Source organism: Vibrio sp. QJM3NY_27 (assembly GCF_057785955.1).
Genome location: NZ_CM173511.1, coordinates 192262 through 211780, shown reverse-complemented (window position 1 = coordinate 211780; position 19519 = coordinate 192262). Strand labels below are relative to the sequence as shown.

At 39.0% G+C, this 19519-nt stretch carries 19 protein-coding genes; 10 read left to right on the top strand and 9 right to left on the bottom strand.

What is annotated here, in order from left to right; translation table 11 throughout:
* Positions 1–117: 117 nt before the first annotated feature.
* The 7 genes from AC3CIA_RS00975 to rfbB all read right to left on the bottom strand — a co-directional run bounded on the left by AC3CIA_RS00975 (position 118) and on the right by rfbB (position 7016).
* On the bottom strand, positions 118–1104 hold the full coding sequence (locus tag AC3CIA_RS00975; RefSeq protein ID WP_488518372.1) for an EpsG family protein: 987 nt from the start codon (positions 1102–1104) through the stop codon (positions 118–120).
* Positions 1105–1181: 77 nt separating this feature from the next.
* Positions 1182–2276: a hypothetical protein gene (locus AC3CIA_RS00970; RefSeq protein ID WP_488518371.1), complete on the bottom strand. Its 1095-nt coding sequence runs from the start codon at positions 2274–2276 to the stop codon at positions 1182–1184.
* Complete coding sequence (gene wzx / locus AC3CIA_RS00965; RefSeq protein ID WP_488518370.1) at positions 2276–3646, bottom strand: O-unit flippase-like protein; 1371 nt, start codon at positions 3644–3646, stop codon at positions 2276–2278. Before wzx ends, AC3CIA_RS00970 begins: the two co-directional genes overlap by 1 nt.
* A 4-nt stretch (positions 3647–3650) precedes the next feature.
* Positions 3651–4466 (bottom strand): SDR family oxidoreductase, encoded by an 816-nt coding sequence (locus AC3CIA_RS00960; protein WP_488518369.1) that lies wholly within the window; start codon positions 4464–4466, stop codon positions 3651–3653.
* Entirely contained in the window at positions 4466–5020 is a 555-nt protein-coding gene (gene rfbC, locus AC3CIA_RS00955; RefSeq protein WP_488518368.1) for a dTDP-4-dehydrorhamnose 3,5-epimerase, read from the bottom strand. Before rfbC ends, AC3CIA_RS00960 begins: the two co-directional genes overlap by 1 nt.
* Positions 5020–5919, bottom strand: coding sequence for a glucose-1-phosphate thymidylyltransferase RfbA (gene rfbA, locus AC3CIA_RS00950; RefSeq protein WP_081230168.1), 900 nt, complete (start codon positions 5917–5919; stop codon positions 5020–5022). The genes rfbC and rfbA overlap by 1 nt, the downstream gene beginning before the upstream one ends.
* Positions 5919–7016: a dTDP-glucose 4,6-dehydratase gene (rfbB, locus tag AC3CIA_RS00945; protein ID WP_488518367.1), complete on the bottom strand. Its 1098-nt coding sequence runs from the start codon at positions 7014–7016 to the stop codon at positions 5919–5921. The genes rfbA and rfbB overlap by 1 nt, the downstream gene beginning before the upstream one ends.
* A gap of 273 nt (positions 7017–7289) precedes the next feature.
* Here rfbB and AC3CIA_RS00940 point away from each other — a divergent pair, with 273 nt between their 5' ends.
* The 5 genes from AC3CIA_RS00940 to AC3CIA_RS00920 all read left to right on the top strand — a co-directional run bounded on the left by AC3CIA_RS00940 (position 7290) and on the right by AC3CIA_RS00920 (position 12067).
* Positions 7290–7724: a rhodanese-like domain-containing protein gene (locus AC3CIA_RS00940; RefSeq protein WP_488518366.1), complete on the top strand. Its 435-nt coding sequence runs from the start codon at positions 7290–7292 to the stop codon at positions 7722–7724.
* Positions 7725–7831: 107 nt separating this feature from the next.
* The gene (gene secB / locus AC3CIA_RS00935) at positions 7832–8308 is read left to right on the top strand and encodes a protein-export chaperone SecB (protein ID WP_017074437.1); all 477 of its coding nucleotides are present in this window, start codon (positions 7832–7834) and stop codon (positions 8306–8308) included.
* Between the two features lie 312 nt (positions 8309–8620).
* A complete protein-coding gene (gpsA, locus tag AC3CIA_RS00930; protein WP_488518365.1) occupies positions 8621–9685 on the top strand; it encodes an NAD(P)H-dependent glycerol-3-phosphate dehydrogenase in 1065 nt (354 codons plus the stop codon).
* Between the two features lie 260 nt (positions 9686–9945).
* Complete coding sequence (gene cysE, locus AC3CIA_RS00925) at positions 9946–10767, top strand: serine O-acetyltransferase (protein ID WP_009847961.1); 822 nt, start codon at positions 9946–9948, stop codon at positions 10765–10767.
* Positions 10768–10915: 148 nt separating this feature from the next.
* Positions 10916–12067 (top strand): murein hydrolase activator EnvC family protein, encoded by a 1152-nt coding sequence (locus AC3CIA_RS00920; protein WP_428784001.1) that lies wholly within the window; start codon positions 10916–10918, stop codon positions 12065–12067.
* Positions 12068–12310: 243 nt separating this feature from the next.
* Here the strand turns inward: AC3CIA_RS00920 and AC3CIA_RS00915 are convergent, their stop codons facing one another.
* Entirely contained in the window at positions 12311–12949 is a 639-nt protein-coding gene (locus tag AC3CIA_RS00915; protein WP_050644515.1) for a TetR/AcrR family transcriptional regulator, read from the bottom strand.
* Positions 12950–13106: 157 nt separating this feature from the next.
* Positions 13107–14270, bottom strand: a complete 1164-nt coding sequence (locus tag AC3CIA_RS00910; RefSeq protein WP_488518364.1) for a nucleotide sugar dehydrogenase — start codon at positions 14268–14270, stop codon at positions 13107–13109.
* Positions 14271–14422: 152 nt separating this feature from the next.
* Between AC3CIA_RS00910 and rfaD the strand changes: the two genes are divergently transcribed.
* The 5 genes from rfaD (at position 14423) to AC3CIA_RS00885 (ending at position 19517) form a co-directional block, all read left to right on the top strand.
* Entirely contained in the window at positions 14423–15364 is a 942-nt protein-coding gene (rfaD, locus tag AC3CIA_RS00905) for an ADP-glyceromanno-heptose 6-epimerase (RefSeq protein ID WP_488518363.1), read from the top strand.
* A gap of 134 nt (positions 15365–15498) precedes the next feature.
* Positions 15499–16455 carry a lauroyl-Kdo(2)-lipid IV(A) myristoyltransferase gene (lpxM, locus tag AC3CIA_RS00900; protein WP_488518362.1) on the top strand — a complete coding sequence of 319 codons (957 nt, stop codon included), beginning with the start codon at positions 15499–15501 and terminating at the stop codon, positions 16453–16455.
* A gap of 11 nt (positions 16456–16466) precedes the next feature.
* Positions 16467–17669 carry an O-antigen ligase family protein gene (locus AC3CIA_RS00895; RefSeq protein WP_488518361.1) on the top strand — a complete coding sequence of 401 codons (1203 nt, stop codon included), beginning with the start codon at positions 16467–16469 and terminating at the stop codon, positions 17667–17669.
* A complete protein-coding gene (locus AC3CIA_RS00890) occupies positions 17662–18414 on the top strand; it encodes a glycosyltransferase family 25 protein (protein ID WP_488518360.1) in 753 nt (250 codons plus the stop codon). The genes AC3CIA_RS00895 and AC3CIA_RS00890 overlap by 8 nt, the downstream gene beginning before the upstream one ends.
* A complete protein-coding gene (locus AC3CIA_RS00885; RefSeq protein ID WP_488518359.1) occupies positions 18411–19517 on the top strand; it encodes a polysialyltransferase family glycosyltransferase in 1107 nt (368 codons plus the stop codon). The genes AC3CIA_RS00890 and AC3CIA_RS00885 overlap by 4 nt, the downstream gene beginning before the upstream one ends.
* The last annotated feature ends 2 nt before the right edge of the window (positions 19518–19519 follow it).

Here is a 19519-nt window from a genome sequence, read left to right as displayed (position 1 = left end):
AATCTTACATAATTTCTATACTAGTAACATCTGATGTTTATTAAAATAATCATGGTTTATAGGATATATAAGTAGCACTATTGCCTATGAAAGCATTGAGTCCACATAAATTAAATCCTAAAATCCAAAAAGATAACTCCGATAATTATCATATAATTCTGGATAAAAATTGAGGCCAGAGTTCAACTGTCTCAAACACAACATAAAAAGGATCAACGTTAAAAGTATTCTATGTGCTTTATTTTTTGCTGCTGAAACCATCAAAGAAACAATTACTATCTCTGATATTCTAAAATAGACACTAGCCCTCATGAATGCCGCATTGATTGGACCGGCAACTGCATCAAATATTACAGAAAAGAAATACAAATTATAGAAAAGATTACATAACTCGTTTTTAACTTTACTTAAAACTTGCTGATAGTATAAATCAAACAAAATAAGAATAATAATTTTCTTAAGCATGGACATTATACTAAAGTTGTCAAAAATCACGCTTTGATATATCGTTAGTTTATCAACCACATATCCGAAACCAATAATAGAAAATAACTTTATCGCGATGCCTATTAGAAAAGGAGCTATATATGCACCAAGTATTAGACAACCACTTAAAAGAAAATATCTTATTTTGGTAGATATATAACCAATGGTAAAAAAATAAGCCACGATATAGATAATAGCTGAAACGTGGAAAAGACAGGCAAATAAAATGCAAGAAATAAATCCAATTTTATTGCGTTCAAGAATAAATATGTTGCTAAAAAACACTATTCCTATTGCAATTATTTGCCTATTCCCTCCCATGAATGAAAGCATATAGTTTGCAATGAAAAACATTATTGCGACAATCGCATAATCTACTCTTGAAAACAAAAAATATGATATAAGAAAAATAGAAAAAGAAGTAATAAAAAACAAAAAGTAAGAATAATCTAAGTGATTAGAATAGAACATTTTTTCTAAAAACACATAGCCAATTTCAAACTGTTCACTCTGAACAATATTATAGTGATTTAAATAGACACCCCAATCAGACCCAACACTCCATCTAAATCCAACAAACACTGATAGCATAAGCCCAATCAATAATAATAATATCAACTGAAGCTTCTTTTCATTATTATACGCTATATCTACATTAGCAAAAAAATAGGCTATAGAAAGTATAAGGAAATAGGTCATAATAATAGGCTAATATTTTCTATATAGTAGTCACTGGACAGTTCAGATTTAACAAACTGTAAGTTGGATACTATTTTATTTATTTCTAGTTGATTATTAGAGACTTGTTCAATAATAATTGCCATTTCATTTAGATCCTTACAAAGGTAACCTAACTGGCCATATTTTTTAAAGTAGCTTTCTAGCATATTGGTTTTGATAGCTATTATTGGTTTCTCGAGAGCAATGCAATCTGAAAAGACACCACTAGGTGTTAATTCATAGCTACTGTTGTTTTGGTTAAAAAATAGAGCACAGTCGATTGATGCTACATTCTTCATGAACTCATCAAATGGTATTAAGCTCTCTTTTAAGGCCCCTTTACATTTGTGTTGGACTTTATCATCACAATCATACGAAAAAGTGCCATCGGATACACCAACAGTGACTAAACTGTTCGATTCGTAGAAGTCATTTGACAAAAAAGTAGAGAGAGCATAAATTTCCTCACTGTATTTGTTAGTCGACTGCACCCCAAATGTACCAAAAACCAACCCATCATTTTGATTCTTTGATGGCTCATATTTACTTTGAATAGGGTGCTCTATATGAATAAAGTTGCCATCTTTATATAGATTTTTTAAATTATCATAAATGTAAGCGTTAATAGCTATAAAGCTTACTTTAGATTTTAAGCCAAACGCTAGCTCTAAAAATCTAGCACCCAATTTTTGACCATAGCCGTTAGCTTTCTTTAAGTAACCAAGTTCACCATGCATAAATATATTAACTTTTATTCCAAAAAACTTGGATATAACTGTAAGGATTATGTATTGCATTGGTGTCGCTGAAAGAAATGTATAGGTACTTCGCTTTCCGTAAGTTAGTAAAACTTGAGCAAGAAGTATATTGGATTTTATCCAGAGATAATACTTTGAGTTTTCGACATTTAGTAACTTTACATTATTCTTATCTTTAATTTTTTCAATAGATGATGAGTTTGCATCTAGATGAAATATAGCATCGCCCAATAAATCAAAATATTTTACAGTCTCAGAATTGAAGACGTGATGCTCATTATTACGTCTGATGAAATCTATTATAATATTCACTATTTTAACCTCAATAAAGATGTTATTGGTTTAAAGCCGCTAATATTTAGCTCGCGAAACACTAAGAGAGGCCACTTCCAGTTATTGTACAACAGTTGTAATATTAATTGAGATAAAACCACCCCCCATAATCCATAAAAATATGCGGAGATTATGGAGCATAAAGAAATCATTACACCCGTTATAAATAGAGGCCACATGAATATAATTTCATTTTTAGTTGTTAGAAATGCCGTACACAACGAATGATTCATCTCTAAAAAGGCAGCTACTAAGAAAAATAACAACATTATATTTGGCAGGAGTTGGGTATCTTGCGATATTAAACCCAATAGATATGGGCCAAGAACCAATAAAGAACATGAAAAGCTAAAAAATAAAACCCATGAAAGACCAAGTGAGCGACAAAAAACTCGTTTAATACCTTCAATATTACCTTTAACTTGTTCTGAGTTCATATATGGCAACTGTAACCCAAAATACATGGATGATACTATGACAGCAATAGAAGTAATTTGTAAGGTGAAGCCATACATGGCAGCAGCTTTAAGCCCAATAACAGATGATACAACTAACACGCTTCCTCTAACCGTTAGGAAGTTTCCCAATTGTACAACACCCATGAGCTTTGCATTTTTCCATATAGTCATGGTGTAATCTTTTGTTCGTTTTAGCTGAAACGCCTTTATCGTCTCAGAAGCATTACTATCAAAAACACTTAATCTAACTAGAACTCGATCGACCACAACGCTACATAACATCCCAATAGAAAGCGACATTAGACCATAACCTAAATACAATAGTGGGATAGCGCAAATTATATTTGTTATTTTAGAGCATACGACCACTTTATTAAGTTGTGTTTGATCACCTCGACCTTTTAATAATGCATTATAATGACCAAAATAAAATAGAATGACGGTTGCAGAACCATATATTAACCAAGAAAAATAAAGTAACTCTCGATCACCTGAATAGTCTAATGTAGATAAATAATACGTACCACCAACCGAAATGATTAAAAATGCCATCAATGAAACCAATAAGTATATTCGCCTAGATGCGAATATAACATTTGATAGTAAACTTATATTGACTTCATTTTTTTCATTGCATTCAGGAATACACTTATCTGAGATATCATCAGCACCAGCAAAAACGTAAGATATATATCTCGATATAGTTGGTAAAAAGCCAAATTCAAGTAACTGAATCAATCCAATAAATGTTATAAATACATACCAAACACCTACATCTTCTTGACTTAAAAAATATAGTATAAATGGTAATAATAATAAACCAGATGCCATATTCAGTACTTGTGACAAATACCCCCATATAACGTCTTTTTTCTCAACCCTATGTTTCATTTTTCTACAACTCGTTTTTAAAGTCTTCAATAAGAAGCTTCAAATCATCAAGTACATATCTAGGTTTGTAATCAATAAGTGACTCTAAAGTCGATATATCTGTTTCTGGGAAAACTTCACACGTATTCCCGAGCGTATTTAACCAGTTAACTTTTGTTCCGGTGTTGTGAACCAATACATCAGAAACTTCTCTAGCCGTAACATTTTTTCCATAAGCAATGTTCACAATACTAGGGATGCTATTTAACTTGATTAACGCCAAAGTACTTGAAACTACATCCATTACCGAAACGTAATCTTTGGCGTAAGATTTGGCTATATACATATCAACTTGGCCATTATTTATTGCATTTCTAATTATAGAGGGTAAAAATAAATTACTATTCAGAGCCAAGCCATATACGTTGCTTGGTCTAATGACCAAACAGTTGCGGTTACTTTTTAAACAGAGCTCTTCAGCAGTCATTTTGGTCAGATTAAATAATCTTCGACTATCGTCTTCACAAACAGTTAGGTCACTAGTTTCATTTGAACCACTTTGGTTCATATATACTCTTGTTGACGATACATAGACTAGTTGACTAAACTTTGCTTTTTCTAATAGAGAGCTTAGTAATACCACGTTAGCAGTAAGAACATTATATGGATCTTTATTGCAATCACCGTAACCTGCACTATATATTACAGTACCTAAGTCATGCTCATAAACATTGGTATCATCTCTCTCAGGAACATAAACATCGTGTCCTTGACTCTCCAGTTCAGTTACAAATTCAGAGCCAATAAATCCTCGCCCACCAAAAACTGTAAACTTTCCCATCACTTCCACCCTTGTCTAATTTTATATTCAATTTCACTGAGTAACGGCTGAATGCGGTCTTTATCTGAAAGAAGTGGGGTAGCAATAGGCCATTCAATATTGATAGCAGGATCGCTCCATAACAAGCCACTCTCGTCACTAGGGTCGTAATAATCAGTGCATTTGTACTGAAAGTCAGCAGATTCACTTAAAACACAAAAACCATGAGCAAAACCAGGAGGTACATAAAATTGAAGTTTATTTTCACCAGTTAAAATTACCGATTCATATTGACCGAATGTTTCTGAGTCTGGGCGCAAATCAACAGCAACGTCAAAGACCTCTCCATGAGTAACACTCACCAACTTTCCTTGCTGTTTTAATTTTTGAAAATGTAAACCCCTCAGGACGCCACGAGAGGACTTAGAACGATTATCTTGTACAAAACGTTCTTTGATACCCGCGTTAAAGTAACGCTCTTCCTGAAATGTTTCTAAAAAGAAGCCTCGCTCATCACCAAAAACTTTAGGCTCGATAATTATACAATCTTGAAGTTTAGTCTTTATAATTTTCATTATCGATTTACCTTTAGTGACTCTCTAAGAGTTTGATCATTAATCAAAGAAACCAGATACTTACCATAGCTGTTTTTCAACATTGGTTGAGCAAGGCGAATAATATCTTCATCCGATAACCATCCATTTGCCCAAGCAATCTCTTCTAAACAAGCCACTTTTAGACCTTGAACATTTTCCAGCGTCTCGACAAAAGAAGATGCCTCGTGAAGGCTTTCATGAGTCCCTGAATCCAACCACGCGAATCCGCGGCCAAGCAATTCAACATTCAGAGAACCATCATTTAAATACATTTGGTTTATTGATGTTATTTCAAGTTCACCACGCTCTGATGGTTTGACTTGTTTGGCAAATTCAACAACTCGATTATCATAAAAATATAACCCCGTGACTGCCCAATTCGATTTTGGTTGTATGGGTTTCTCTTCAATGCTGAGAGCCTTATAATTGTCATCAAATTCCACAACACCAAAACGCTGTGGGTCTTTCACATGATAACCAAATACAGTCGCCCCATTTTCTCGTCTAACTGCGCTTCTCAATGTTCGACTAAATGACTGTCCATAAAATATATTGTCACCGAGAACTAAGCAGACATTATCATCACCGATAAATTTTTCACCAATAATAAAGGCTTGAGCCAAACCGTCGGGAGACGCTTGAACTGCATATTCCAAGTTGATACCAAAATCAGAACCATCACCAAGTAAGCGCATAAAGCCAGCTTTATCCTCGGGAGTTGTGATAATCAAGATATCACGAATCCCTGCAAGCATTAGGGTTGATATCGGGTAAAAAACCATCGGCTTATCATAAACCGGGAGAAGTTGCTTAGAGACGCCACGAGTCAACGGGTATAGACGAGAGCCAGAACCACCGGCAAGAACAATACCTTTCATTATTCATTTCCCTTTAATTCAGTGATTTCTACACCCAAACGCTCACGTTGATAGCTACCATCTTGCACGTTTTGACACCATATAGAGTTATCTAGATACCATTGCACTGTTTTACGAAGGCCCGTTTCAAATGTTTCTTCTGGCATCCAGTTTAGCTCACGTTGCATTTTAGATGAGTCAATGGCATAGCGACGGTCGTGACCAGGACGGTCTTGAACATAGGTGATTTGCTCTGAGTATTTGGTCTCTTTTGGTACTAGCGCGTCAAGGATGTCACAAATCGTGTTCACAACTTCAATGTTTTTCTTTTCGTTATGACCACCAATATTGTAAGTCTCACCTACTTTACCTTCGGTCACGACTTTGTAGAGCGCTCGTGCATGGTCCTCAACGAACAGCCAGTCACGAATTTGATCACCTTTGCCGTAGATAGGAAGGTCTTTTCCTTCAAGAGCATTAAGGATAACAAGTGGAATCAATTTTTCTGGGAAGTGATATGGGCCGTAGTTATTTGAGCAGTTAGTGACGATAGTTGGCAGGTCGTAAGTTCGTAGCCATGCGCGAACTAAATGGTCGCTTGATGCTTTTGAAGCAGAGTAAGGGCTAGATGGTTCATAAGGTGTCGTTTCCAAGAACATTGGAAGCTCAGTTCCTTCAGGAACTTCATCAGGGTGAGGAAGGTCACCATACACTTCATCGGTAGAGATATGATGGAAGCGAAACTCTGCTTTAGCTCGCTTTTCAAGTTTATTCCAGTACTCGCGTGTCGCCTCTAATAACGTATATGTTCCAACTACGTTCGTCTCAATAAATGCAGCAGGGCCAGTGATAGAACGGTCAACATGCGACTCGGCAGCTAAGTGCATCACTGCATCTGGTTTATGCTCTGCAAACACTCGGTCAAGCTCTGAACGATTACAAATATCCACTTGCTCAAATACATAACGTGCGTTTGTATCAACTTCAACAAGCGATTCTAAATTTCCGGCATAAGTGAGCTTATCAACGTTGATTACGCTATCAGTTGTATTATTTATAATATGACGTATGACTGCTGAACCGATAAAACCAGCACCACCGGTGACTAATATCTTCACAAAAACTCCTAAAGTAAGCCTGGAAAATCAACTCCTAGCACGTAAGGCGCTTGCCATTAAGCATGCTACCGCCCATTGGTCACAAAGCGAAACCACACTACGCATTCAAAGTTAAAAATGTAAATCTCTCTATTATCTATGTATGAGTGAATATAATCAAAAAAAAATCCAGTTATGTGCGTGGGTAAGCTAACTCTATGTACACCAAGCCCAAAACCTCGCTATACTCCTGACCTATAGTTTTTCGCCCAATAACGAATAAGAGTTCAAGATATGCAAGAGTTAGTTCCATTTGTTCAAGAGAATATGATTTTAGCCATCGTATGGATCGGCTTGATTGTTGCCATCATTGCGAACGTTATCAAAACATCAAACGCTGCCTACAAAGAGATCACGGCAGCACAAACCACACATCTGATTAACCGTGAAAACGGCGTTGTGGTGGATATTCGTACAAAAGATGAATTCAAAAAAGGCCACATTACTGACGCACTTCACATTTTGCCGTCAGATATCAAAGCAAATAGCTTTGGTAGCCTTGAAAGTCATAAAGCAGACCCAATCATCGTAGTATGCAAGACAGGTCAGACAGCTCAAGAAAGCGCTAACCTACTGGTTAAAGCAGGCTTCGAAAACGTAAGCGTACTGAAAAGTGGCTTAGTGGCTTGGAGCGAAGCAAACCTTCCTTTAGTTAAAGGTAGGAAGTAGGCTAAAGGTAAGAAGTAAGCTGACCTAATTACACGAATATGACTTTAAGATTTTGTTCGGCAGATATGACGAACAAAACCTAATTATAAATTTTTAAGGACAAGAAAATGGCTGAAGCAGCACAACAAGACGCACAACAAAACTTCTCAATTCAACGTATCTTCCTAAAAGACGTATCTTTTGAAGCGCCAAACTCTCCAGACATGTTTCAAAAAGAGTGGAACCCAGATGTAAAACTGGACCTAGACACTCAAAGCCGTGAACTTGGCGAAGGCGTGTTCGAAGTAATTCTACGTCTAACCGTTACGGTGAAGAACGCAGATGACACAGCATTCCTTTGTGAAGTTCAACAAGGTGGTATCTTCTCTGCAAGCGAAATGGAAGCTGGTCAACTAGCACATTGCTTAGGTGCATTCTGCCCTAACATCTTATTCCCATACGCTCGTGAAACGATTTCTAGCCTAGTGGTTAAAGGTACGTTCCCACAACTGAACCTAGCGCCAGTAAACTTTGATGCTTTGTTCATGAACTACCTACAAAACCAAGCTCAACAAGCAGAACAAACTGAAGGCGAGCAAGCTTAAGTTTCTAAGTAGAACTTAACGCTTAGTTAGCCAATGGTCCTTATAAACTCTTAGTTTATTAGAAGATTGGTTTTGATTAGAAGCTTGGCTTTTATTAAATAGTTAGTTTTAAATGCACATCGCAGCTTCTGCGATGTGCATTTTTTGTATATTCTTTTAGTGAAGAGCGTTTTCTTTTAGCGGAGAGCGCTGTTATTTAGTAGAGAGCGCCTTTAGTTGGTAGAGAGCACTATCTTTTAGTAAAGACCTCTTTCTTTTATAGAGAACTTCTCCAGAACTCTTCGATTTCCCTCATTATTTTTAGGTGGAAGCATGACAGAAACAACTCGCCCGACTCACGCGACAGACGCTTACGGTAAAGACAGCACTTACGGTAAAGACATTGCGATGACAGTGGTAGGCGCAGGTTCTTATGGGACATCTTTAGCGATCTCTCTAGCGCGTAACGGTGCAAACGTTGTTCTTTGGGGGCATGATCCGGTTCATATGGCTCGCCTTGAATCAGAGCGTGCGAATAATGAGTTTCTGCCGAATATCGACTTTCCTGAAAGTCTCATCATCGAATCAGACCTTGAGAAAGCGGTAACAGCAAGCCGTGACCTTCTTGTTGTTGTTCCTAGCCACGTGTTTGGTATCGTTCTAAATAGCCTAAAACCTCACTTAACTACGAACTCTCGTATCTGCTGGGCAACGAAAGGGTTAGAGCCAGAGACTGGCCGCCTACTCAAAGATGTCGCACACGATGTGCTTGGTGATGGTTACTCGTTAGCGGTTCTATCAGGCCCCACCTTCGCCAAAGAGTTAGCGATGGGTATGCCAACGGCTATCTCTGTCGCTTCACCTGACGAAGTTTTCCTAGAAGAGCTACAAGAGAAGATTCATTGCGGCAAAACATTCCGCGTATACGCAAACTCTGATTTCATCGGCATGCAACTGGGTGGCGCGGTTAAAAATGTTATCGCAATTGGCGCAGGTATGTCGGATGGTATTGGCTTTGGTGCTAATGCACGTACCGCACTTATCACGCGCGGCTTAGCTGAGATGAGCCGATTAGGTGCAGCTCTTGGCGCGCAACCAGAAACCTTTATGGGCATGGCAGGACTAGGCGACCTAGTGCTAACCTGTACCGATAACCAATCGCGAAATCGCCGTTTTGGTTTGGCGCTAGGCTCAGGTAAAGACGTCGACACGGCTCAAGAAGAAATTGGCCAAGTTGTCGAAGGTTATCGCAACACCAAAGAAGTTTGGTTATTATCAGAACGCATGGGCGTTGAGATGCCAATTGTTGAACAAATTTATCAAGTGTTGTATCAAGGGAAAGATGCACACTTAGCAGCACAAGATCTACTTGCACGAGACAAGAAGTCAGAAAGATAGAAGAGCAGATACAGGTAACCCAAGAGCAGTAGAGAGATTCGAGTAAACGAGATACGAAAAGAGTAAAAGCAGATACGAGATTCGGGTAATCGAGATGCGAAAAAAGTAAAAGCAGATACGAAGAGAGTAAGAGCATGTTGAGCACTTAAAGAAGGCTGCTTTTCGTTACTCGCATCTCGCTACCTTAATCTGTTCTTGTCGCCCTTCGAATCTCTCATCTCGTCATTCGTATCTGCCCCTTAAAAATTATGGATGGTAAAATGAAACACTGTGAACAACAAAAAGTTTGGCAATGCATTGTGAAGGAAGCTCGACAGCAGTCGGAGCAAGAGCCTATGCTTGCGAGTTTTTATCATGCCACGATCATCAACCATGAAAGTTTAGGCGCAGCCCTTAGCTATATCCTAGCAAACAAGCTAAAGACGGCTTCAATGCCAGCAATGGCGGTGCGTGAAGTGGTTGAACAAGCATTTAAGCAGGACCAATCGATTATTGATGCTGCCGCTTGTGATATCTGCGCGACGGTAAATCGAGATCCTGCGGTCGAGATGTACTCGATGCCTCTGCTTTATCTGAAAGGCTACCACGCTCTGCAAGGCTACCGAGTGGCTAACTGGCTATGGAAACAAGGTCGTATTGCACTTGCTACTTACTTACAAAACCAAATTTCAGTTGCTTGCCAAGTTGATATTCATCCGGCGGCTCGCATCGGTAAAGCAATCATGCTCGACCATGCGACAGGTATTGTGATTGGTGAAACTGCCGTCGTTGAAAATGATGTCTCTATCCTTCAAGACGTGACCCTTGGCGGTACAGGTAAAGAAGGTGGCGATCGTCATCCTAAGATCCGCGAAGGCGTAATGATTGGTGCCGGCGCTAAAATCCTCGGCAATATTGAAGTCGGTGAAGGCGCTAAAATTGGTTCTTGCTCTGTGGTACTACAAGCTGTACCACCTCATACAACAGTCGCTGGCGTTCCTGCAAAAATTGTCGGCAAACCAAAAACTGACAAGCCGTCTTTGGATATGGATCAAGGCTTCAATGGTCGCTCACAAAACTTCATCCATGGTGATGGGATTTAAGAGCAGATTCGAGATTCAAGTAACCGAGATACGAAGAGCTTAAAAGCAAATGCGGGATTCTAATAACCGAAATGCGAAAAGCTTAAAAGCGGATGCGGGATTCGATTCAGCGAAATTCGAAAAATCAAGAGCAGATGAATACAACTAAATGACGATAATGATGAAACAAATTCGAGCCATTAGCCGGACTCTTCTGATATCTACCAGCCTTTGCGCTGCTCTGTTATCTACATCGTCATTTTCCGCCTCTCAGGGGGAACTGAAAGGCGTATCGAGCGAAATATCTCGCCAACAAAAAAACCTTTCCTCACAGCAAAAAAAACTCGATAGCCTACAGGCAAACCTCAAGAAACAAGAGCTGTCCATTGTGTCGCTTGAAAAGGCGATTCTAGACAGTAAAAAGCAACTCAATACCGCTAATGCAAATCTTGCTAACTTAGACACCAAGATTAAAGCGCTTACGGCTCAGAAAAAAATCCATACCGACAAGTTAGAACAACTGATTCAAACTTACTACATGACAAGTCGAGCTAAAGCGTCTTCTCACATCCTCAACACGGGTGTTGAAGAAGATCGCATCAGTCACTATTACCAACACCTTGCCAAAGCGCGCTCCGCAACAATCAAAACGATTGAACAGACGCAACTTGAATTAGAAGAAAGCCATAAACAGCGTCAACTTGAGCAAGAACAGATAGCATCACTATTAAAACAGCAAACCACCAAGCGCGATACGTTAGCCAAAACTCAAACTCAGCGTAAGAAAACCGTTGGCAGTATTAAAAAGAACATTTCGGGTGATAAGAATTACTTGGCGGAGCTTCAGCGCAATGAAACTCGCCTAAAAGCTGAAATAGCGAAAGCAGAGAAAGCGGCTCGCGAGAGACGTAATGCAATCCCTATGGATGGGTTAGCCAAACGTAAAGGCAAACTGCCTTGGCCAATCAAAGACAAAGTTCTGCATAACTACGGTTCACGCCAAACGGGGCAAATTAACTGGAAAGGCATGGTGATCAACGCTAAATATGGTCAGCAAGTTAAGTCTGTTTATTCAGGCACGGTGGTTTTTGCCGAGTACTTACGAGGTTATGGCTTAGTTGTTCTTCTTGACCACGGTAAAGGCGATATGACGCTCTACGGCTTTAACCAAGCACTTTTAAAGAAAGAAGGTGACAAAGTGAAAGCGGGTGAAGCGATTGCACTTGCAGGTGACACTGGCGGCCAAACGCGCCCATCACTGTATTTTGAAATTCGCAGAAACAGCCAAGCTCAGAATCCAAAGAGTTGGTTAGTTAGGTAAGAGCAGATACGGGATGCGCAGATCTTAAAAACAGATACGGGATTCGAGTAAACGAGATTCGAAGAGCTTAAAGAGACGCTGGGTTCGAGTCACCTAAATACGAAAAGCTTAAAGCCGACACAAGGTCAGAGTAAAACATGACATGAAAAATGCTAGCCTAGTCGCCGCTCTACCCTGCTTTTCGTTTACTCGTATCTCGCTACTCGAATCTGCTCTTTCCCGATCTTCATTACTCGTATCTTTCTACTTTGAATTCAAAGCCCTTACACCATCTTCCAACAGTGTCAGCTGCTCAAAGCCTTGAGTTGTCGCAATTGGTTTAACGGTCGCGATCATCTGTAGCATTCCTTGATGGACCACTTGCTCTGTAATTTGAGCTTTTGGAGACATTGCAGACTGATACGCCAACCAACCCGATGCGATCAAGTGAAGAGAAGTGACCATCGACTTCATTTCCGCATCCGTTGCTTTAAGCAAGTTCAACTCAACAAAGGCTCTCATAATATCGACAAGGTTGGTTTGCAATCTTTCTTGCACAGCCATGTAATCAAGGTGGAGCTTTTCATCACGTGACAATATTTCAGGCAGATTCGCATAGAAGAATCGGTACTTCCACATTAGCGTGAAGATAGAATCTAAGTAGGTCTTTAGTAGCGTCAGGCTTTCTTGCTGGCCTTGAATCGGCGTGAACCTTTCAAGCAACTCTGTTGAATAGAGGGTGAAGATATCACGTACAATTTCTTGTTTGTTACGGAAGTGGTAGTAGAGGTTACCAGGGCTAATCTCGATATGCTCAGCAATATGATTGGTCGTAATACTACGCTCGCCGTGCTCATTAAAAAGCTCTAGAGCAGCGTAAACAATCTTGTCACGTGTTTTCATTAGTTACTAGTATCCCTATCCGTTTAGTGGTTCAGTATATCGCCACTAAGCGGATAGATCGAGCTGATAACATCTGGTCGAATTAGCAAACGCTAAAATTCACCTTCAATCCATCACACCTTTGATCAATCACAGCTGTAATTAATCGCTGCTGGAATCAATCACTGCCAAACAGGTCTCGTGTGTACACCTTATCTGCAACGTCTGATATTTCATCGACCATCCTGTTGGATACAATCACATCAGATACGGCTTTGAACTCTTCTAGGTCAGAATAAACCTTCGAATTAAAGAAGTGTTCTTCTTCCAACACAGGTTCGAACACAACCACTTCAATACCTTTAGCTTTCAAACGCTTCATGATGCCTTGAATCGACGACGCACGGAAGTTGTCTGAACCGGCCTTCATGATCAATCGATAAATGCCCACCACTTTAGGCGAGCGCTTAATAATGGACTCCGCAATAAAATCTTTACGAGTGCGGTTAGCGTCAACAATAGCGCCCACAATGTTGTTAGGTACATCTTGGTAATTAGCCAACAGTTGCTTGGTGTCTTTCGGTAAGCAGTAACCACCATAACCAAATGAAGGGTTGTTGTAATGATTGCCAATTCGAGGGTCTAAACCCACACCTTCGATGATCTGACGAGAATCTAAGCCATGCGCTTCCGCGTAAGAATCGAGCTCATTGAAATAAGAAACTCGCATCGCTAGATAAGTATTTGAGAATAACTTTACTGCTTCTGCTTCCGTTGAGTGAGTAAACAGTACGTCGATGTTTTCTTTTTCTGCGCCTTCAACAAGAAGGTTTGCAAACACTTTAGCTCGCTCAGAACACTCACCAACAATGATTCGTGATGGGTGCAGGTTGTCGTACAGGGCTTTGCCTTCACGCAAAAACTCCGGTGAGAACATGACGTTTTCGCAGTTCAGCTCTTGCTTAATACGCTCGGTATAGCCAACCGGCACCGTTGATTTAATAACCATCACCGCATCAGGATTGATCTCCATGACGTCTTTGATGACAGATTCTACAGAGCTGGTATCAAAATAATTGTTTTTAGGGTCATAATCGGTAGGTGTAGCAATGATGACAAATTCAGCATTTTTGTAAGCGGCTTTATCCATTGTCGCCATGAAGTTCAGCGTCTTATTTGATAGAAAGTGCTCAATCTCATTGTCTACAATCGGTGACTGCTTATTGTTTAGCATTGCCACTTTTTCATCGATGATATCTACCGCAATGACTTCATGATGTTGTGCCAAAAGCATAGCGTTTGATAGACCCACATACCCAGTACCGGCTACTGCAATCTTCATGATAATACCTATAGTTTTGAGTAATTAACTCAACAGAATTTATAACTTAGCTTGCCGTATCATACTCTGGTTGGGGAATTATTCCACTAGCCCGCTTTATCTATTCCTTGCTATACTCGTGACAGTTTTGTATTCAAAAGAGTTAGAAAATTATGATTATCGTAACAGGTGGTGCTGGCATGATTGGCAGCAATATTGTTAAAGCGCTTAATGAGGCGGGCCACAACGATATTCTAGTCGTCGACAACTTAAAAGATGGTAAGAAATTTAAGAATCTTGTAGACCTAGACATCACGGATTACATGGATCGTGATGACTTCCTAACTCAAGTCATGGCCGGTGATGATTTTGGTCATATTGAAGCTGTTTTCCATGAAGGAGCATGCTCTGCTACCACTGAGTGGGATGGCAAATACATGATGCTCAACAACTATGAATACTCAAAAGAGCTACTTCATTACTGTGTTGAGCGTGAAATCCCTTTCTTGTATGCCTCTTCAGCTGCGACTTATGGTGAAACCGATACTTTCATTGAAGAGCGAGAGTACGAAGGTGCATTGAATGTCTACGGCTATTCAAAACAACAATTTGATAACTACGTTCGCCGCTTAACCGCGGATGCAGCAGCACACAACGAAACGCTTTCGCAAATCGTAGGGTTTCGTTACTTCAATGTTTATGGTCCACGCGAGCAACACAAAGGCAGCATGGCCTCTGTCGCTTTCCACCTAAACAACCAAATGAATGCCGGTGAAAACCCTAAGTTGTTCGCTGGTAGCGAGACCTTCAAGCGTGATTTTGTGTATGTCGGTGATGTCGCGGCGGTAAACCTATGGTTCTTAGAAAATGGCGTATCAGGCCTCTTTAATCTAGGTACTGGCAATGCTGAGTCGTTTGAAGAAGTCGCCAAGGCAGTTATCAAGCACCATGGTAAAGGCGAAATCGAAACGATTCCTTTCCCTGAGCATTTAAAAGGCGCTTACCAGGAGTTCACTCAAGCAGACCTAACGAAGCTTCGCGGTACAGGTTGCGATATCGAGTTTAAAGCAGTAGCCGATGGCGTTACTGAGTACATGAAGATCGTAAACGCTTAACGGTATATTTCAGATTAGGACCAATAATACACCCTACTTTTAGCGTGTATTATTGGGAATGTCTAACGAATATAATCATTCCCAGAGTGACCGATATTAAGTTAACTCTCTGATTTAAATAATGTAGTGAATGAATGACCACACAACGCAATGATTTTGATCCAAAAGCTTACAATCCTGAGTTTGAATGGGGTTTTCTAGCTCCTAAATACTGGGGAACTTGGATTGCTGTTTTGTTATCGTCTTTAGTCTGCTTCTTACCTAATAGCATTCGTTTAGCATTAGCTAAGTTTATGGCTAAGCAAGCTGTAAAAATTAAGAATAAGGCTAACCGCCGGGCTCGGGTGAACCTTGAGATGTGTTTCCCTGAGCAATCAATCGAAGAGCGCGAAGAAACTCTCTATCAGTCATACGTTACTTCCATCTCATTTTTGATGGGATTTGCTTCACTGACACTCAAGAGTAAAACTTGGCTAGAGAATAACACCTCGATAAACGGCCTGAGTAACCTAACCGATATTACGGACAGCGGCGAGAATGTGATCTTGCTGGTACCACACACATGGGCTATCGATATCCCAGCTGTATTATTAGCATCACGCAATTTACCTGTGTCTGCGATGGCGAAAGCTCAGAAAAACAAACTCAGTGACTGGCTAATGCACCGACAGCGCGTGCAATACGGCGGTCGCGTTTACGACCGTAGTGGAGGCATCAAACCTTTCATCAAGTCAGTGAGAGATGGCTACTTGGGTTATTACCTACCCGATGAAGATCTTGGCCGTGAACACAGTGTCTTCGTTGACTTTTTCGCGACTCAAAAAGCAACTATCTCGGGCCTTGGTCGCCTATCAAAACTAAGTAAAGCTAGAATTGTTCCTCTGTTTGCTCAATACGACAGCAACACTGGCCAATATACCCTGGACTTCTACCCTGCTCTACCCTTCCCAACAGGAAGCGAAGAAGAGGACGCACGTATGATGAACCAATGTATTGAAAATTACGTGAGCAAAAACCCAGACCAATATATGTGGATCTTAAGGCTGCTTAAGACTCGTCCGGACAGTAATATAAACCCCTACAATAGCTAGTACAAAACGCAATGAACATTACAAAAAAAAATGTATATACAATGCTATTATCATTACCTTACTTTTTCGCCGTTACTGGAATGATAATATTAGATAATGGCGATAAAAAAATAATCCCATTACTTTTAGTTACTATCGCAATTAGTATAACTGCCCTCAGAAAAGAAACCATATTAAACAATATACGCTACCCTTTTATTTGGCTGATAATAACCTCATGCCTATATGCCATATTTAGTTACTATTATCATGGAGCTAGCTCTAGGGAAATCAGGGCGTTAGTTGGTACAACACTCTTCTTATTAGCTTTTCCTTATAAACTCCTAACCAAGCAACTAATCCGTTGGATCATTTTAGTTGGCGGCTTCGCCATATGCTTTAATAGTATTTATTTTAATCTGTATATGGGCATTGAACGCGATGCTGGGTACATTAACCCCATACCATATGCTACAACTTCAGCATTACTCGCTATTGTAGCCCTTTCTTTATTGATGGATAAATCAACCTTTAAACATCATGCTATGAACCTTTTGGCCTTTCTACTTTACTTACCACCAATTATTTTGAGTGAGGCTCGAGGTGTTTGGTTAGCTCTATTATTAAGTGTTCTTATCATCATAGTTATTAAGTGCATAAAGACCCCTCCCTCTAAAAATAAAATCTTATTGTCCTTATTTACAACTATAATTTTATTATCTCTTGGTTCAATTATTTTTAAAGACAAAATCAGCCATCGATATGAACATACCATTTATGAGATTAATAATATTAAGTCTGGGAATTACGACACTTCGATTGGTTGGAGGCTTCAGTTGTGGGAATTAGCACCAGAACTTTATATACAAAGCCCAATAATAGGCCAAGGTCATGGTCATAATTATGAAAAAATATTAAAGGAAAAACTAGAGACCAACGCTATCTCTCATTATATTTATTATTATGCTTCTAGCCATTACCATAACCAAATAATTGACAAATTGGTAAAATCAGGGGTTATAGGTTTAACCTTACTAGTAGGATTGTTAGCTTACCCAATCTCAACCTTAAAATATTTAGTAGATCATGAAAAGTTCATTGTAATTGGTTTGACATCACTTTTCTTTATTGCTGGATTAACGGATGTTCCTTTTAATCACCCTCAACCCCTGATGTTGTATTTATTATTTCTAGTCCCTATTTGCTCAAGATGTAAGAGAGTTTCCAATGACTAAAATCTTTGTGATAAATTTAGAACCTTCCACAGAAAGAAAAGAGAACATTAGTCGTCAGCTTGATGGACTATCCCTTCCTTTTGAGTTGTTTACGGCAGTAGATGGAAGAGTGTCGCCGCCTCATCCGCTTCTCAGCCATTATAATGATGAGTTGAGCCAAACATACCGAGCAAAAACACTAAGCGCTGGTCAGTTAGGGTGTTATGCAAGCCATTACTTATTATGGCAGAAGTGTGTCGAACTCAACCAGCCAATAATCGTAATTGAGGATGACGCTCTTCTATTTAAAGAGACGTTTCTTAATTTTATACAGGACACAGCAGAGCTACCTAACCATATAGAATGTATTCGGTTATTTAAAAACAAACGTCGAAAGTTTAGTTCATATTGTATCTTTGAGTGTAGTTCAACCAAAATACATAGATTCACTAAAGGTCACATGAGTGCAACAGGCTACTTTCTAACGCCCTCAGGCGCAAAAAAACTACTTAATAATTCAAATGAATGGTATATGGCCGTCGATATTTATATGGACCGATTCTGGCAAAACGAAGTCGAGTGCTACGGCACTGCGGTACCCTGCTTAACGAATGACCCAAAGTTTGATTCTGATATCGGCTATGAAAAACGCACCTGCACCAGAAGTTTATTCAAGAAATGTAAGCGTGAGTGGTTCAATTTAAGCGAAACTATTCAACGTCACTTACATAATTTAAAATTCAAACTGAGTAGAAGTAAATCATGAACTCAACACATAAAGATATTTATGTCTGCTCGACGGTAAGGCACTTATTACTTAGCTTGTATAAAGCACAAGATGAGATTAATCCGTCGACCATAATTTATTTCTATGATTATCAAGATGTAGATCCTAAAGACATAGACACAGATCAACTCCCTACAAGAATAGAGTTAGTGTTAATGAATAGGGAATCGTTAGTTAATCATATAAAGAAGATTGGATATATTGGTAAATATATTTTATTTTGCTCTCTTCGTGGTTGGTCAATACCAGAACCATTAAAAAAAATATTGGTGTCTTCAATATATGAAAGCAATAACAACGTAGACTTAAAGGTTGGGATAAATAAACTATTCTTATTCAATGATAATAATAAGATGTCTAGGTTATTTCGCCTTCTAGTTAAATCTTACTCAATGATAGAAGATGGAATGGGTAATTACGTTAAGCACCAGATTGATGATAAGCCCAAGCAATTATTTCGTTTGCTATCAAATCAACCGCCTAAGCATTACGTATTTGGTGAAAGAAAGCAATGTGACCACATTTATGTGATACACCCAGAAAAGCTACCAAAATCAGTACAACACAAAGGAAGAAGACTTATTTTATCAAAAGATAAAGCAAAAATATCAAAAATTCAACAATGCTTTAATTTTGACAGTACTAATAATTTCGACAACAATACATTGATCATCGCCACGCAACCCATATTTAACAAATTGAAAGGTAAGCTTAAAAACAATGGTTTCTTTTATGACATCTATAGTAGGTTAATATTAGAGAGTAAACGTAAAGGTTTAACCCCAATTTTAAAGTTGCACCCAAAGGAAAGTGAGTCTGATTATTTATCTTTCAAAGAAAAAGGGGTGAGATTTTTATCTAATAAACTACCTTTGGAAATTTATCTACTATCTAGCAAAGATAAGGTGAACATAATATCAATTAACTCTTCAGCCGGAATGGGGATCGAGGAATATTGTGAAATATATAAATTAATCCCAGATAGCAAAGTTCATGACTTAGAGAATATATTAATTGAATTAGAAAAAAAACAAGATAGCCTTCAAAATTTAATATCTCTACAGCTATCTAATATCAAATAACT